This window comes from Geodermatophilus sp. URMC 64 (assembly GCF_053502555.1).
Genome location: NZ_CP199955.1, coordinates 960562 through 976492 on the forward strand (window position 1 = coordinate 960562; position 15931 = coordinate 976492).

Genomic DNA, 15931 nt, shown 5'->3' on the forward strand with positions numbered 1-15931 from the left:
CCGTGCCGTACCCCGACAAGGTCCTCGCCGACGACGAAGAGGTCGTCCGCCACCTGCACCCGCACTGGCTGACGATCTTCTGGCCGGTCGTCTGGTTCCTCGTCCTGGTGGGCGCCGCCTCGTTCGGGGCGGCGGTCATCCCGGAGGGCCGGAACCAGGGCGTGTTCCGCCTCGTCGTGGCCGCGGCGGCCGTCGTCCTGGCCCTGTTCCTGGTCGTCGTGCCGCTGCTGCGGTGGCGCACCACGCACTACGTGGTCACGACGCACCGGCTGCTGTTCCGGGAGGGCATCCTGACCCGGCACGGCCGCGACATCGGCCTGTCGCGGATCACCGACGTCTCCTACCGGCAGAGCCTCTGGGACCGGGTGATCAACTCCGGGACGCTCACCATCGAGTCCGCCGGCGACAGCGGGGCCACCGTGCTCAAGGCGATCCCCGACAGCGACGGCGTGCAGCAGCTGCTGAACCACATGATCGAGGAGGACGCCGACCGCCGGGCCCGGGAGAACGCCGGGTACATCCGCGGCGAGGACGACGGGACCTCGCCGGTCCGGTGGTGAGCCGCCCGGGTGCGGCTGGGGCGGCTGCGCCCCCTGTTCCGGCCGAGGCGAGCCGGACCGATCCGTCACGGCGCGGCTCGGAACGACTGTCGGTGGGCTGACCTAGCTTCCGATCCATGCGCCTCCTGCACACCTCCGACTGGCACATCGGCCGGTCGCTGCACGGCACCGACCTGCTCGCCGAGCAGGAGCGGGTGCTGGGCGGGCTCGCCGAGGTGGTGCGGGCCGAGGGCGTCGACGCGGTCGTCGTGGCCGGCGACGTCTACGACCGGGCGGTGCCGTCGGCCGACGCGACCGCCGTCCTCGACAGGGTGCTGACCCGGCTCCGGGCGGCGGGCGCGCGCGTGGTGCTCACCCCCGGCAACCACGACTCGGCCCGGCGGCTGGCCTTCGGCGCCGGGCTGATGGCCGTCTCCGGCGTGCATCTGCGGACGGCGGTGGCCGCGCTCGACGAGCCCGTGCTGCTCGCCGACGAGCACGGCGAGGTCGCGGTCTACGGCCTGCCGTACCTCGAGCCCGAGGTGGCCCGCGCCGAGCTCGGCGTCCCGGACGCGCGGGGGTCGGCGGCGGTGCTCGCCGCGGCCATGGAGCGTGTGCGGGCCGATCTGTTCCTGCGGCCGGGGGCCCGCTCCGTGGTCCTCGCGCACGCCTTCGTCGGGGGCGGGGTGCCCAGCGACAGCGAGCGCGACATCTGCGTCGGCGGCGTCGACCTGGTGCCGGCGGAGGTCTTCGACGGCGTCGACTACGTCGCCCTCGGCCACCTGCACCGCCCGCAGACGCTCACCCCGCGGCTGCGCTACAGCGGCTCGCCGCTGGCCTACTCCTTCGGCGAGGCCGGCCAGGCCAAGCAGGCCTGGCTGGTCGACCTCGACGCCGGCGGGCTGACCGACGTGCGCGCGGTGCCGCTGCCGGCGCCCCGTGAGCTGACCGTGCTGACCGGGGAGCTGGCCGAGCTGCTCGCCGATCCCGCCCTCGCCGCGGTCGAGGACCACTTCGTCTCCGCCCGGCTGACCGACGCCGAGCGGCCGGTCGACCCGATGCGCCGGCTGCAGGCCCGTTTCCCGCACTGCGTGCACCTGGAGTGGACCGGCTCCGGGGCGGGCGCCGACGGCCGCAGCTACCAGGAGCGGCTGCGCGGGCGAAGCGACCTGGAGGTGACCCGCGAGTTCGTCGCGCACGTGCGCGGCACCGAGGCGGCACCCGTGGAGCTGGACCTGCTGGGCCGGGCGCTGAGCGCCGCGGGCGCCGCGGAGGCCGCCCGGTGAGGGTGCACCGCCTGAGCCTCTCGGCCTTCGGCCCGTTCGCCGGCCGGGTCAGCGTCGACCTCGACGACGTGGGCCGCGACGGGCTGTTCCTGCTCTGGGGCCCGACCGGCGCCGGCAAGACCACGCTGCTCGACGCGGTCGTCTTCGCCCTCTACGGCACCGTGCCCGGTGCCCGGGGCGAGGAGAAGCGGCTGCGCAGCGACCACGCCGACGAGGAGACCCGGACCGAGGTCGAGCTGGAGCTGACCCTCGGCGGGGAGCGGCTGCGGGTGGTCCGGCGGCCGGAGCAGCAGCGTCCGAAGCGCCGCGGCACCGGGACGACGACCGAGCAGGCGCGGCTGACCGTGCAGCGGGCCGTCGACGGCGGCTGGGAGGCGGTCAGCACCCGCATCGACGAGGGCTCGGAGCACCTGCGGACCCGCCTGGGGCTGTCCGCGGAGCAGTTCTGCCAGGTGGTGCTGCTGCCGCAGGGCGATTTCGCCCGCTTCCTGCGCGCGGAGCCGGAGGACCGCGGCCGGCTGCTGCGCACGCTGTTCGACGTCGGCCGGTTCGCCCGCGCCGAGGAGTGGCTGGCCGACGAGCGCGCCGCCGCCCGGGAGCGGCTGGAGCGGGTCCGGAACCGGGCGGCGACCCTGGTCTCGCTGGTGGCCCAGGCCGCCGACGTCCCGGTGCCCGAGGAGCTGGCGCCCGAGGCGGTCGGCGCCGCGCCGCGGTCGGCGGTGGGCGCCTGGGTGCACCGGGTGCGCGGGGAGGCCGCGGCCCGCCTGGCCGAGGCCGAGGCCCTCGCGGCCGCGGCCGGGGCGGAGGCGGGCCGGCACGAGGCGGCCCTCGCCGCCGCCCGGGCGGAGGAGGAGCGCCACCTCCGGCGCGACCGCGCCCGCGCGGAGCTGGCCCGGCTGGCCGCGGAGGAGGACGCGCTGGCGCCGCTGCGGGCCGAGCTCGAGGCCGGACGGCGGGCGGAGCCGGCGCGCGACGTGCTCGAGGCCGCCGCCCGGGCCGGGCAGGCCGCCGGGGCCGCGGGCGCGGCGCTGGCCGCGGCACGCCGCGCGTGGGCGGCGGTCTCGGGCGGCCGTGCCGCCGACGGGCTGCTGGCCCGCGCCCTGTGGGTCGAGGCCGCCGAGGTCCGGGCCCTGCTGCCCCGGGTGGCCGAGGCCGACCGGCTGGCCCGGGACGTCGCCGCGACCGCCCGGCTGGTCGAGCGGCTGACCGCCCGGTGCGCCGAGGGCGAGGCCGCCGCCGGTGCCTGGCCGGGCCGGATCGCCGAGCAGGAGGCGCGGGTGGCCGCGGCGGCGGAGGCCGCCGCGCGGCTGCCCGGCCGCACCGACGCCGTCGAGCGCCGCCGGGCCGCCGTGGCCGCGGCCCGGGCCGCCGGCTCGCTCGCGACCGCCGTCGAGGCCGACCGCCGCGCGGCCGACACCGCCCGCGCCGCCTGGCTGGACGCCCGCGAGCACTGGAACGACGTCCGCGCCCGGCGGCTCGACGGCATGGCCGCCGAGCTGGCCGCCGGGCTCCGCGACGGCGAGAGCTGCCCGGTGTGCGGCGCCGTCGAGCACCCGTCCCCGGCCACCGCGGGCGGCCCGCTGGTCACCCGCGAGGACGAGGACGCCGCGCGCGCCGCGGCCGAGGACGCCGAGGCCCGGCACACCGCCGCGCGGGCCGCCCTGGCCGAGCGCGAGGCGCAGCTCGCCGGGCTGCGGGGGCAGGCCGGCGACGACCCGCTCGACGCCCAGGAGCGGGCGCTCGCCGAGGCCGAGGCGCACCTGCGGGAGGACGCCCGGCTCGCGGCCGGTCTCGACCGTGCCCGCACCGAGCTCGCCGACCGCACGTCCCGCCGCGAGGCGGCCGCCGCCGCGCTGGTCGCCGACCGCGAGGAGCTCGGCCGCCGCCGCGCCGAGCTGGCGGCGGCGGAGGAGGCGCTGGCCGCGCTGCGCGACCGGCTGGAGGCCGCCCGCGGGGACGACCCCGACCTGCCCGCCCGCGCCCGCCGGCTCACCGCCGAGGCGGAGCGGTGCGAGGCGCTCCTCGAGGCGGAGGCGGCCGAGCTGCGGGCCCGCGTGGCCGCGGAGGAGACCCGGGCCGCCGCCGAGACCCGGGTGGCCGAGGCGGGGTTCGCCGGCACCGACGCCGCAGCGGCGGCCCTGCTCGACCCGGCCCGCGCGGCGCGGACCGGGCGGCTGGTCGAGGAGCACGACCGCGCCCGCGTCGTCGTCACCGCGACGCTGGCCGAGCCCGAGCTCGCCGACCTCGGCCCGCGCCCGGACCTCGCCGCCCTGACCGGGTGCTGCCGCGAGGCGACGGAGGCCCGCGAGGCCGCGGTCGCCGACCTGGAGGCCGCCCGGCGCCGGACCGCCCGCCTCGACGAGCTCGCCGGAGACCTCATGGAGGTCGAGGTGCAGCTCGACGACCAGCGGACCGCGGCCCACCGGGTCACCGCCCTGGCCGACCTCGTCGGCGGCCGCGGCTCCAACCGGCTGAAGATGCGGTTGCAGTCCTTCGTGCTCGCCGCCCGGCTCGAGCAGGTCTCCGAGGTGGCCAGCCGCCGGCTGCAGGACATGTCCGGCGGCCGCTACACCTTCCTGCACAGCGACGCCCAGGGCCGGCACGGCGCCCGCGGCGGCCTCGGCCTCGACGTCCTCGACGAGTACACCGGGACCCGGCGGCCCACCAAGACGCTCTCGGGCGGCGAGAGCTTCATGGCCTCCCTGGCGCTGGCCCTCGGCCTGGCCGACGTGGTCACCGCCGAGAGCGGCGGCGTGCGCATCGACACCCTCTTCGTCGACGAGGGGTTCGGCACGCTCGACCCGCAGGCCCTCGACGCGGTCATGAACGTGCTCGACGACCTGCGTCGCGGCGGGCGGACGGTCGGCGTCATCAGCCACGTCGAGGAGCTGCGGACCCGCATCACCACCCGGCTGGAGGTGATCCCCGGCCGGCACGGCTCGCGCCTCGCCGGCTGAGCCGAGGCGGCTGACGCGGGCGCTCAACCGGGGAGGGGGGAACGGCGGCGGAACCAGCCGCGCGCCCGCATCCGCAGCACCGGGGTGCCCTCGCGGGTCAGCTCGAACAGCAGGGCCGCCGTCCCCAGCTCCGGCGACCGGGACGACGGCCCCGCACCCTCGATGGTGAGCCGCCCGTGCAGCACGTCGCCGGCCCGCACCGCGGCCAGCCAGCGCACCTCGTCCAGGCCGGGGGAGGCATCGGCGGCGGCCCGGTGCAGGACGGCGTCGACGTAGAGCCGCATGCACAGGCTGGCGGTGAGGAAGCCGCTGGCGATCAGCCCGCCCCAGCTGGAGTCGGCGGCCCGCTCGGCGTCCAGGTGGTACCACTGCGGGTCGTAGCGCCGGGCGAACTCGACCATCTCGTCGGCGTCGACGCGCACCTCGCCGAGGTCGAACACCCGGCCGGGGGTGAGGTCCTCGAAGAACAGCTCCGGCTCGCCGCTCACGCGACCACGCGTGCGCCGTCCGTGGCGTCCTCGGTGCCGGGCGCGGTGAACACCCACCGCCGGTAGCCGAGGAACCGGATGACGCTGCCGAGCGCGATGGACGTGATGTTGGCGATCTGTACCACCAGCACGCTCTCCTGGCCCAGCGGATAGCGCACCAGCGCGACGATGCCCGCGCCCAGCAGCAGGGTGGCGCAGTTGATGAGGACGAACACCAGGCTCTGCCGGCCCGGCCGCTCGTGCTCGCGGTGCGCGAACGACCAGAACCGGTGCCCGAGGTAGGCCACGGACATCCCGGCCAGCGTCGAGGCGACCTTCGCGGTGACCGCGCCGACGCCGGCCTCCGCGTAGAGGATCTGGAACAGGCCGACGTCCACGACGAAGGCGACCGCCCCCACCACCCCGAAGGCGCCGATCTCCTTCAGCAGCAGCCGCCCGGTCGACCGGAGACGGCCGCTCAGGCGGGGGAAGGGCACCCGGCCAGTGTAGGGAGATCGGGGCCCCGGCTACCCTGTCCGCGCCATGGCCGACGCGCTCGATCCCCGCACCGGGCTGCCCGTGGTCGCCATGGTCGGTGGCGGCCAGCTCGCCCGCATGACCCACCAGGCCGCGATCGCGCTCGGCCAGTCGCTGCGCGTGCTCTCGACCGGGCCCGAGGAGTCCGCGGCGCTCGTCGCCGCCGACGTGCAGCTCGGCGACCACCGCGACCTCGCGGCGCTGACGCGGGTCGCCGAGGGCGCCACCGTGCTCACCTTCGACCACGAGCACGTCCCCACCGAGCACCTGCACGCCCTCGAGGCGGCCGGGCACCGGGTCGCGCCCGGCCCGGGCGCGCTCGTGCACGCGCAGGACAAGCTGGTCCTGCGCCGCGCGCTCGCCGCCGCGGGGGAGCCGCAGCCGGCCTGGGCGGAGGTCACGAGCGCCGACGACGTCGCCGCGTTCGCCGCGGCGCACGGCTGGCCCGTGGTGCTCAAGACCCCCCGGGGCGGCTACGACGGCAAGGGCGTCTTCGTCATCGGGGACCGGGCCGAGGCCGCCGCGCTGCTGGACCGGCACGGCGTGCTGCTCGCCGAGGAGCGGGTCCCGCTGGTCCGCGAGCTGGCCGCGGTGGTGGCGCGTTCGCCGTTCGGGCAGGTCGCCGCGTGGCCGGTGGTCGAGAGCGTGCAGCGCGACGGCGTCTGCCACGAGGTGCTCGCCCCCGCGCCGGGTCTGGACGACGCCCGCGCGACCGGCGCGCAGGAGCTCGCGATCCGGATCGCCGAACGGCTCGGCGTCGTCGGGCTGCTCGCCGTCGAGCTGTTCGAGACCGCCGACGGCGTGCTGGTCAACGAGCTGGCCATGCGCCCGCACAACACCGGCCACTGGACCATCGAGGGCGCGCGGACCAGCCAGTTCGAGCAGCACCTGCGGGCCGTCCTCGACTACCCGCTCGGCTCGACGGCGATGACGGCGCCGGTGGCCGTGATGGCCAACGTGCTCGGCGGCGCGGCCGCCGCGCCGGACTGGACCGGCCCCGCCCTCGACGAGCGGGTGCACCACCTGATGGCGCACTGGCCCGACGTGAAGCTGCACTGGTACGGCAAGGGCCAGCGCCCGGGCCGCAAGCTCGGCCACGTCACGGCCCTCGGCGACGACCTCGAGGAGGTCCGCGCCCGCGCCGTCGCCGCGGCCCGCTACCTGGCCGACGGCGTCGTCGACCCAGCCTTCGCGTTCGCCGACGAGCACTGAGGAGACCTGTGACCGGACCCGTGGTCGGCATCGTCATGGGCAGCGACTCGGACTGGCCGACGATGCAGCCGGCCGCGACCGCGCTGGACGAGTTCGCCGTCCCGTGGGAGGCGCACGTCGTCTCGGCGCACCGGACGCCGCGGCGGATGCTCGAGTACGCCGAGTCCGCCGCCGGCCGCGGCCTGCGGGTGATCATCGCCGGGGCCGGGGGAGCGGCGCACCTGCCGGGGATGGTCGCCGCGGCCACCCCGCTGCCGGTCGTCGGCGTCCCGCGCCCGCTGGACCGCCTCGACGGGCTGGACAGCCTGCTGTCGATCGTGCAGATGCCGGCCGGCGTGCCGGTGGCGACGGTCAGCATCGGCGGCGGCCGCAACGCCGGGTTGCTCGCCGTCCGCATCCTGGCCGCGTCCGACGACCGGCTGCGCGCCGAGGTCAGCCGCTTCCAGGCCGACCTCGCCGACCAGGTGGTCGCCCGGGACGCGGCCCTCCGGCAGACGCTGGGAACGCGCCCGCAGGCCGGGGATTAGGCTCGAACCCGTGGGTAGCAACGCGGGGCTGTACGCACTGACCGAGGAGCACGAGGCGATCCGGGAGGCGGTCCGCGAGATCGCCGAGCGGGAGATCGCGCCGCACGCCGCCGATGTGGACGCGCAGTCGCGGTATCCGGTCGAGGCGCAGAAGGCGCTGACCGCCGCGGGGTTCCACGCCACGCACATCCCCGAGCAGTACGGGGGAGAGGGCGCCGACGCGATCGCGACCTGCATCGTGATCGAGGAGGTCGCCCGGGTCGACGCGTCGGCCTCGCTGATCCCGGCGGTGAACAAGCTCGGCTCGATGCCGATCATCCTGTCCGCCGACGAGGACCTCAAGCAGCGGGTGCTGGCGCCCATCGCCGCCGGCGAGGCGATGATCAGCTACGGCCTGTCCGAGCGGGAGGCCGGCTCCGACGCGGCGGCGATGAAGACCCGCGCGCGCCAGGACGGCGACTCCTGGGTGCTCAACGGCACCAAGGCCTGGATCACGAACTCCGGCGTCTCCACCTGGTACACGGTCATGGCGGTGACCGACCCCGAGAAGGGCGCCAACGGCATCTCCGCCTTCGCCGTCCACAAGGACGACCCGGGCTTCGCGGTCGGGCCGAAGGAACGCAAGATGGGCATCAAGGGCTCGCCCACCTGCGAGCTCTACTTCACCGACTGCACGATCCCGGCCGACCGGATCGTCGGCGCGCCCGGCACCGGCTTCAAGACCGCGCTGCGCACGCTGGACTTCACCCGCCCGACGATCGGCGCGCAGGCCGTCGGCATCGCGCAGGGCGCGCTGGACGCGGCGGTCGCCTACGTCAAGGACCGCAAGCAGTTCGGCACGAGCATCAGCCACTTCCAGGGCGTGCAGTTCATGCTCGCCGACATGGAGATGAAGATCGAGGCCGCCCGGCACCTGGTCTACGTCGCGGCTGCCGCGGGGGAGCAGGGCCGCCGCGACGTCAGCCGCGTCTCGGCCTCGGCCAAGGCGTTCGCCTCCGACGTCGCCATGCAGGTGACCACGGACGCCGTCCAGCTCTTCGGCGGCGCCGGCTACACCCAGGACTTCCCGGTCGAGCGCATGATGCGCGACGCCAAGATCACCCAGATCTACGAGGGCACCAACCAGATCCAGCGGATGGTCATCGCCCGGTCGCTGCTGCGCTGAGCGACCGGCCGGGGCCCGTGCGGGCCCCGGCCGGTGTGCGTCAGCGGCGGGTCACCTGGCCGGTGGTGGTGTTCAGGACGAGGGTGCCGCCCTCGAACTGCTGGGTGGTCTGGTTGCCCGAGGGCACGGCCTCGGTGACCGGGTAGCCCAGCGTTCCGCGTTCCCAGCCGGTGCCCTTCCAGTACGTGCGGATCGCGCCGGTCACCGCGTAGGCGACGTGCGCCGGGGTCCAGTAGACCGAGCCGTTCTGGAAGTGCTGGTAGCAGCCACCGCGGGTGAGCCCGCAGCCGGGGTTGCCGGTCGGGTAGCCCAGGCTGCCGTCCTGCGCGCCCGCCCCCACCCAGTAGCCGCCGATGGCGCCGACGATCGGGTGCGCGCCGGTGGTCGGCGACCAGTAGATCGACCCGCCCTGGAACGACTGGGAACACCCGCCGCCGGCCAGGCCGCAGACCTGGTTCGCGGTGGGGTAGCCGAGGTCGCCACGCTCCCAGCGCTGCCCGCCCCAGGCGTCCCGGATCGGCCCGATGACGGAGAACGGACCGGCCGACCCGTACGAGTAGATCGAGCCGCCCTCGAACTTCTGGTAGCACCCGCTGTCGGCCAGACCGCAGGTCCGCTCGCCGACCGGGTAGCCGAGGGCGCCGCGCTCCCACCGCTGCGCCTGCCACTCGTCCCGGAACGCGCCCGAGACGACGCGGGCACCCGTGGTGGGCGTCGCGTAGATCGAGCCGTTCTGGAACTTCTGGAAGCAGCCGCTGCGGACGAGCCCGCACGTCTGCTCGGTGATCGGGTAGCCGAGCGCCCCGGCCTCGTTGCCCTGCGCCGTCCAGCGGGTGAGGACGGCGCCGGAGACGACGTGCGGCCCGGTGGACGTGGAGGAGTAGACGGCGCCGCCCTGGAAGTGCTGGACGCAGCCGGTGTCGGCCAGACCGCAGGCGGTGTCGTCGGTGGGGTAACCGAGTGCCCCGCGCTCCCACTTCTGCGCCGCCCAGGTGTCCCGGACCGGCCCGGGGCTCACGAGGTGCGCGCCGGTGGAGGCCGACGAGTAGATCGCGCCGCCCGCGAAGTTCTGGAAACAGCCGGCGTCGCGCAGCCCGCAGGTGGTGTCGCCGGTGGGGTAGCCCAGGTCTCCCCGTTCCCACGTCCTGGTCGCCCACTTGTCCAGCACGGGCCCGCGGACGATCTGGGCCCCGTAGGTGGCCGAGAGGTAGACCGAGCCGCCCTGGAACTTCTGGTAGCAGCCGCTGTCGCGCAGCCCGCAGGTGGTGTCGCCGGTGGGGTAGCCGAGGACCCCGGCCTCCCACTTCTGCCGCCCCCAGGCCTGCAGCACGTCGGCGCGGCTGACGATGTGCGCCGACGTCGCCTTGGACCAGTAGATGCTGCCGCCCTGGAACTTCTGGTAGCAGCCGCCGGCGGCGAGTCCGCAGGCCTCGTCGGTGGTCGGGTAGCCGAGGGGCCCCCGCTCCCAGACCTGCTGCGCCCACTTGGTGCGGATGGCGCCCAGCACGGCGTGCGGGCCGACCGCCGGGGCGTAGTAGACCGCGCCGCGCTGGAACTCCTGGAAGCAGCCGCCGTCGCGCAGGCCGCACTGCTCCTCACGGGTGGGGTAGCCCAGTCGGCCGCCTTCCCAGCCCAGTTGGCCCCAGTGGCCACCGATCGCGCCGCGGACGATCTGGGCGCCGGTCGCCGGCGACCAGTAGATCGTGCCCTTCTGGTGGTTGCGGAAGCAGCCGCCGTCGCGCAGCCCGCAGATCACCGCGGACGTCGCGTCGCCCAGCGACGTTCCGGCGGCCTTGGCCCGCGCCAGGATGGCCGTGCCGCCCGGCGACTGGGTCGAGCCGAACCAGTCGGTGTAGTAGAGCCAGAAGTTCCGGTTGCCGTAGGCGCCGCAGGGTGGGGCGGCTCCGTACCCGGCGGCGAGGGCGGCGGCGTTCGGCAGGTAGGGCGTGTAGATGTACAGCCCCGCGGTCGCCTGGTTCTCGATGAAGACCTGCGCGGTCCCGCACCGGGCGTTGTTGATGTTGTCGTACGACTCCGTGGCCGGCGCATAGCCGATCGTGTTCCAGCGGCCGGCCGCGTAGTTGTAGTTGCCCGGGTTGGCCGCGTAGACCTTGTACTGCCGTGCCGCGTAGTACACCTGCCGTTGGAAGCCCGCGTAGGTCGGGTTGCAGCGCGCGGTGTCCGGGCAGCCGAAGCCCATCGCGGCGGTGTACCGGAAGGGGTAGAGGCCCGCGCCGCTGCCCCGGATCAGCCCCTGCTCCTTCTGCAGGATGACCATCAGCACCCGCTGGCTGATCCCGCAGGACCTGCCCGCCTTGGCGATGATCGACGCCGCCGTCTCGTTCCCCACGCCCGCGTACCCGGCGCAGTAGGAGTCGGCCGGCAGGTTGACGGTGTTCATCCGGAAGCTCTTCAGGCACGGCGTGCCGTCCGAGGCCGGGACGCAGGCGGCGCCCTTCTCGTCCAGGAAGCCCTGGACGTCGGTCGCCGACATCGCCAGTCCGTCGAAGAACAGGCCGTCGGAGATGATGTTGCCGGCGACGAACTGGCTGGTGTCCGCGGTCAGCTGCAGCTGCGGCGTGGCGACGGCGGGAGCCGATGCGTCGTCGGAGACGCCGCCGAGGCCGGTGACCGCGAGCAGTCCGGCGAGGAGCGCGAGGAGGACGCCGGCCCGGAGGCGGCCGGCCGGCGGGGTGGCGGTCACGGGACGGTCACCCGGACCGGCGCGGAGGTACCCCGCGCCGTGGCCGACGAGTAGGCCACCACCGCCTGCCAGGTGCCGGAGGTCAGCTGGGCGTCGGAGACCCGCAGGGGCGCGCAGATCGTGGTGCTCGCATCCGCGGTCGCTGCCGAGGAGGCGGTCCGGTTGTCGGTGCCCCGGGTCAGGGTGAGGGTGCACGAGCCGCCGTCCTCGATGAGGCTGCCGACGAAGGCGTCCACCTCGACCGAGGACGTCGCGTCGTCCCAGCCGGCGAAGGTGACCGTCACGTCGGCCTGGCCGTCCGGCACGGTGCGCGGCTCGTCGGTCGCGACGTCGGCCGGCGGCTCGGTGCTGACCGGAGTGGTGCCCGGGGCCCGCGGGTCGGAGTAGACCTCCGTGGTGGGGGCGGCGACGGCCGTCGTCCCGGCGGACGTCTGGGTCGCCGATCCGCTCGCGGCGGTGGCCGTGTCGTCGTCCGGAGCGCGCAGGAGCACCCCGGCGACTCCGGCGGCCACGACGACCGCGACGGCGGCGGCGAGCCACCATCGGCGCTTGGGGGAGGTCCGCTTTCCAGCGGGCAAGGGTCACCTCGAGACGGGCGGGCGGCGCGGGGCGCCGGCGATCGAACGGCGGTCGGCGCCCGTCGGCGGGCGCGAGCGGACACCTATCTCGACGCGGGTTGGCGCTACGTGTTCAATGGTTGACCATGCGTCATCGATATCCGTGACGCGAGAGTACCGGTCCGTTACAGAATGTTCGGGGACCTCGACCGCAACTAGTCGAGAAGCTGCTGCACCCCGGCCAGTCGTGCGTCCCCGGCCATCGCGGCCAGCCACGCCGACCAGCCGGGGCGGGCGCGCATCGCCTCCAGCGCGCTGCGGGCAGCGGTGCGGTCGCCGCGGCGGGACGCGGCCAGCGCCGCGTAGAGGTCCCGAGCGCCCTCGGGGGCGAACAGGGCGAGCGTCTCGTAGTCGCGCTCGTCGTAGGCGCGCTGCAGGTTGCGCAGCATGCGCAGCTGGGCGACCGGGTCGCCGGAGTCGTCGACCCGCAGGTCCATCCGCACTCCGTCGTCCTCGTCGGTCACCGGCGAGCCGCCGACGACGAGCAGCGCGGCGGACTGCCGGCCGCGCAGGTCGCCGCCGGCGTCCTGGCCCGCGGTCAGCGCGGCGAGCAGCCGGTCGGGCAGGTCGCCGCCGGCGGCGGTGAGCGCCCGCGCCATCGCCGGCAGGACGTCGGTCGAGGCGAGCATGTTGCCCTGCACGCTCCACCCGTCGCCGACGAGGTGGCCGCTGACGGGCAACGACGTCCGGCCGGTGTCGGCGGCCACCCGCCCGTCGGCGGCGAGGACGGCGATCTGGCGGTCGGCGTCCTCGGCGGAGTGCGCCGCCCGCTTCACCAGCTCGTCGGGGGCGGCGCCCTCGGCGAGCCCGTTCAGCAGGGACTGACCCAGCCCCCGCCGGCTGCGGGCCTGCACGGCCACCACGCCGACCCCGGGCCGGGCGCTGGGCACGGCGCGGCCGACGGCGAGGATGCACGAGGAGACCGCGATGCCCAGGTCACCGGTCTCGGCGTCCCGGGCGAGGACCGAAAAAGTCACACAGCAGCCGGCAGCGACATGGTGGGGACGTCGCCGGGGACCTCGAGCGGCGCGCCGGTGGCCGTGACGACCTCGTCGGCGCTCACGCCCGGCGCGACCTCGCGGAGCACGAGGCCGCGGTCGGTGACGTCGATGACGGCGAGGTCGGTGACGATGCGGTCGACGCAGGCCTTGCCGGTGAGCGGCAGGGTGCACTCCTCGACGATCTTGGCCGAGCCGTCGCGGGCGACGTGCTCCATCATCACGATCACCCGCTTGGCGCCCTGGACGAGGTCCATCGCGCCCCCCATGCCGTTGACCATCTTGCCCGGGATCAGCCAGTTGGCCAGGTCGCCGCGGGGGTTGACCTGCATGGCGCCGAGGATGGCCAGGTCGAGGTGGTGACCGCGGATCATGCCGAAGGACATCGAGGAGTCGAAGAAGCTCGCACCCGGAAGGATCGTGACCGTCTCCTTGCCGGCGTTGATCAGGTCCGGGTCCTCCTCGCCCTCGACGGGGTAGGGGCCGACGCCGAGGATGCCGTTCTCGCTGTGCAGCACCACGTGCACGTCGTCCGGCACGTAGTTGGGCACCAGGGTGGGCATCCCGATGCCGAGGTTGACGTACTGGCCGTCGGTGAGCTCGAGGGCCACGCGGGCAGCGAGTTCGTCGCGGGTGAGTGCCATCAGGCGGACGCCCCGTTCTCGGTGGAGATGGTTGCTTCCTCGCCGGCGGCGGCCGGAGCGGACCCGTTCTCGCGCGGCCGGGTGGTGCGCTTCTCGATCTTCTTGCCCTCGGGCCCGACCACGACCACGCGCTGCACGAACACCCCGGGCAGGTGCACGTCCTCGGGGCGGATCTCGCCGGGCTCGACCAGCTCCTCGATCTCGGCGATCGTGACCCGCCCGGCCATACCGGCCAGCGGGTTGAAGTTCATCGCGGACTCGTGGAAGACCAGGTTGCCGTGCCGGTCGCCCACCGCGGCGCGCACCAGCCCGAAGTCCGCGGTCAGCGCCGTCTCCAGCACGAACTGCCGGCCGCCGAACTCGCGCACCTCCTTGGGCGTGCTGGTGACGACGACGTTGCCGTCGGAGTCGTAGCGGATCGGGATGCCGCCGTCGGCGACCATCGTGCCGACGCCGGTCGGGGTGTAGAAAGCGGGGATGCCGGTGCCGCCGGCGCGCAGCCGCTCGGCCAGCGTGCCCTGGGGGGTGAGCTCGACCTCCAGCTCGCCGGAGAGGTAGAGCCGGGCGAGCTCCTTGTTGCCCCCGACGAACGAGCTGATCGTGCGGGTGATCCGGCCGGCGTAGAGCAGCACGCCCAGCGCCTGGTCGTCGACGCCGCAGTTGTTGGAGATCGTCGTCAGGTTCTTCGCGCCCTGCTCGAGGATCGCGTCGATGAGCTTGATCGGGACCCCGCAGAGCCCGAAACCGCCGACGGCGAGCGTCGCGCCGTCCCCGATGTCGGCCACGGCCTCGCGGGCGCTGGCGACCACCTTGTCCATGCACTGACCACCGTTCTCGTGCGGCGGGGAGCCCTCAGGCAGGTCGTCCCAGCGCGCGGATGCCGTCGATCTCGGGTCCGAGCGTAGCCGTGACCCGTTCGGCGGCCGCGCGGGCGGCGAGCGCGGCCGGATCGGGATGCCGGCACAGGACCAGCGACGCCCCGGCCGCGAGCGGCGCGAGCAGCCAGGCCACCGGACCCGCCTCGGCGGCGGTCGCCTCGTCGACGAGGACGCGGTCGCCCGCGGCCAGCCCCAGCCGGCCGGCCAGCTCGGCCGCGGCCGCGGCCAGCCCGCCCAGCGTCAGCTCGAGTCCCCCCGCCCGCAGCCCGGGGGAGGAGGCGTCCGGCGGGGTCCACGGGGCGAAGAGGTCGCCGGCGGCGCGCACCTCGAGTGCGAAGTCGCGCGCCTGCCCCGCGTAGCCGTTCATCCCCAGGCCGAGCGGGTGCAGGGACAGGCCGAGCAGTTCCGCACCGGCCAGCTCCTCCTCCACGGCGACCAGCCGTTCCTGCGAGACCAGGACGACGTCCGCGCCGGCCAGCCCGCCCTCGTCCTCCGCGGGCGCGTCCAGCACGGTCGCCCCGCAGCTCCACGCCGCCAGCAGCACGGCGGCGGTCTGCCAGTGCACCGGCAGCGCGAGCGCGACCGTGCTGCCCGGGCCGACGTCGAACTCCTCCTGCAGCAGGTTCGCCGTCTTGGCGACCCAGTTGGCCAGCGTGGTGGCCGACAGCTCCACGCGCTCGCCGGCCGCGTCGTCGTAGTAGGTGAGCAGCGGAGCCGCGGGATCGCGGCGGACCGCGGACTCGAGCAGCTGCGCCGGAAGGGTGGGTCTCGTGATGGACACGGGACAAGAGTGGCAGCGTGACGGAGCGTTCCCCCGCGTGTCCCCGGACGGCCGGATCCCCGCGGCTACAGTCGGTTCCCGATGAGCGCAACCTCCGGTACCACCCTGACCCGGATCGACCACGCCCTGCTCCGCTCGACGCGGCGCACCCTCGGTGGCACTCCGGCCGTCCCCGTCGCCCAGGGCCTCTCCCACTTCGGTGAGCACGCCCTGGGCTGGCTCGCCCTCGGTGCCGCCGGCTGGCTGTCCGGCCGGCGGCGGACCGACTGGGCGGCCGGCACGGCCGGCGTCATCGCCGCGCACGCCGCCGGTGTGGTGGTCAAGCGCGTCGTCCGCCGCGTGCGGCCGACGCTGGACGACGTCCCGGCGCTGGTGAAGACGCCGAGCCGGCTGTCCTTCCCGAGCGCGCACAGCTGCTCCACCGCCGCCGCGGCGGTCGGCTTCGGTCCCATGCTGGGCCGGCCGACGATGGCCGCGGTCACCGGCTTGATGCTGGTGTCGCGGGTACTGCTGGGCGTGCACTACCCGTCCGACGTCGTCTCGGGAGCGGCGCTCGGGGCCGGAGTCGCCACCGTCGTCCGGCGCCGCATCACCCGAACCGCAGGTAGGAAGGCATGAC

The 15931-nt window shown here is 75.4% G+C and carries 15 protein-coding genes; 7 read left to right on the top strand and 8 right to left on the bottom strand.

Translation table 11 applies throughout. The features are described 5' to 3' along the window. Nucleotides 1–2: 2 nt before the first annotated feature. The 3 genes from ACWIYF_RS04845 (at nt 3) to ACWIYF_RS04855 (ending at nt 4782) form a co-directional block, all read left to right on the top strand. Entirely contained in the window at nt 3–560 is a 558-nt protein-coding gene (locus tag ACWIYF_RS04845) for a PH domain-containing protein (RefSeq protein WP_448626982.1), read from the top strand. Nucleotides 561–676: 116 nt separating this feature from the next. Beyond that, entirely contained in the window at nt 677–1825 is a 1149-nt protein-coding gene (locus tag ACWIYF_RS04850) for an exonuclease SbcCD subunit D (RefSeq protein WP_448626983.1), read from the top strand. Beyond that, a complete protein-coding gene (locus ACWIYF_RS04855) occupies nt 1822–4782 on the top strand; it encodes an AAA family ATPase (RefSeq protein WP_448626984.1) in 2961 nt (986 codons plus the stop codon). Before ACWIYF_RS04850 ends, ACWIYF_RS04855 begins: the two co-directional genes overlap by 4 nt. Before the next feature lie 23 nt (nt 4783–4805). Here ACWIYF_RS04855 and ACWIYF_RS04860 read toward each other — a convergent pair whose 3' ends face one another. Beyond that, nucleotides 4806–5270, bottom strand: coding sequence for a MaoC/PaaZ C-terminal domain-containing protein (locus tag ACWIYF_RS04860; RefSeq protein ID WP_448626985.1), 465 nt, complete (start codon nt 5268–5270; stop codon nt 4806–4808). Then, complete coding sequence (locus ACWIYF_RS04865; protein WP_448626986.1) at nt 5267–5746, bottom strand: GtrA family protein; 480 nt, start codon at nt 5744–5746, stop codon at nt 5267–5269. Before ACWIYF_RS04865 ends, ACWIYF_RS04860 begins: the two co-directional genes overlap by 4 nt. Before the next feature lie 46 nt (nt 5747–5792). On the opposite strand from ACWIYF_RS04865, the gene ACWIYF_RS04870 reads away from it, so the two are divergent. The 3 genes from ACWIYF_RS04870 to ACWIYF_RS04880 are packed head-to-tail and all read left to right on the top strand — an operon-like array spanning nt 5793 to nt 8690. Beyond that, a complete protein-coding gene (locus ACWIYF_RS04870; RefSeq protein WP_448626987.1) occupies nt 5793–6998 on the top strand; it encodes a 5-(carboxyamino)imidazole ribonucleotide synthase in 1206 nt (401 codons plus the stop codon). An 8-nt stretch (nt 6999–7006) separates the two neighbouring features. Beyond that, nucleotides 7007–7525 (top strand): 5-(carboxyamino)imidazole ribonucleotide mutase, encoded by a 519-nt coding sequence (gene purE, locus ACWIYF_RS04875; RefSeq protein WP_448626988.1) that lies wholly within the window; start codon nt 7007–7009, stop codon nt 7523–7525. A 10-nt stretch (nt 7526–7535) separates the two neighbouring features. Next, nucleotides 7536–8690, top strand: a complete 1155-nt coding sequence (locus ACWIYF_RS04880) for an acyl-CoA dehydrogenase family protein (protein WP_448626989.1) — start codon at nt 7536–7538, stop codon at nt 8688–8690. A 40-nt stretch (nt 8691–8730) separates the two neighbouring features. Here ACWIYF_RS04880 and ACWIYF_RS04885 read toward each other — a convergent pair whose 3' ends face one another. The 6 genes from ACWIYF_RS04885 to ACWIYF_RS04910 all read right to left on the bottom strand — a co-directional run bounded on the left by ACWIYF_RS04885 (nt 8731) and on the right by ACWIYF_RS04910 (nt 15312). Next, nucleotides 8731–11394 carry a hypothetical protein gene (locus ACWIYF_RS04885; RefSeq protein ID WP_448626990.1) on the bottom strand — a complete coding sequence of 888 codons (2664 nt, stop codon included), beginning with the start codon at nt 11392–11394 and terminating at the stop codon, nt 8731–8733. Then, nucleotides 11391–11972 (bottom strand): hypothetical protein, encoded by a 582-nt coding sequence (locus ACWIYF_RS04890; protein WP_448626991.1) that lies wholly within the window; start codon nt 11970–11972, stop codon nt 11391–11393. The genes ACWIYF_RS04885 and ACWIYF_RS04890 overlap by 4 nt, the downstream gene beginning before the upstream one ends. Nucleotides 11973–12166: 194 nt before the next feature. Further along, a complete protein-coding gene (locus ACWIYF_RS04895; protein ID WP_448626992.1) occupies nt 12167–12988 on the bottom strand; it encodes a DUF1028 domain-containing protein in 822 nt (273 codons plus the stop codon). Beyond that, nucleotides 12985–13653, bottom strand: a complete 669-nt coding sequence (locus tag ACWIYF_RS04900; RefSeq protein WP_448626993.1) for a CoA transferase subunit B — start codon at nt 13651–13653, stop codon at nt 12985–12987. The genes ACWIYF_RS04895 and ACWIYF_RS04900 overlap by 4 nt, the downstream gene beginning before the upstream one ends. Next, on the bottom strand, nt 13653–14471 hold the full coding sequence (locus ACWIYF_RS04905; RefSeq protein WP_448626994.1) for a CoA transferase subunit A: 819 nt from the start codon (nt 14469–14471) through the stop codon (nt 13653–13655). The genes ACWIYF_RS04900 and ACWIYF_RS04905 overlap by 1 nt, the downstream gene beginning before the upstream one ends. Before the next feature lie 34 nt (nt 14472–14505). Then, nucleotides 14506–15312, bottom strand: coding sequence for a TIGR03089 family protein (locus ACWIYF_RS04910; protein ID WP_448626995.1), 807 nt, complete (start codon nt 15310–15312; stop codon nt 14506–14508). A gap of 81 nt (nt 15313–15393) precedes the next feature. Here ACWIYF_RS04910 and ACWIYF_RS04915 point away from each other — a divergent pair, with 81 nt between their 5' ends. Beyond that, a complete protein-coding gene (locus ACWIYF_RS04915; RefSeq protein WP_448626996.1) occupies nt 15394–15930 on the top strand; it encodes a phosphatase PAP2 family protein in 537 nt (178 codons plus the stop codon). Nucleotide 15931: the final 1 nt, after the last annotated feature.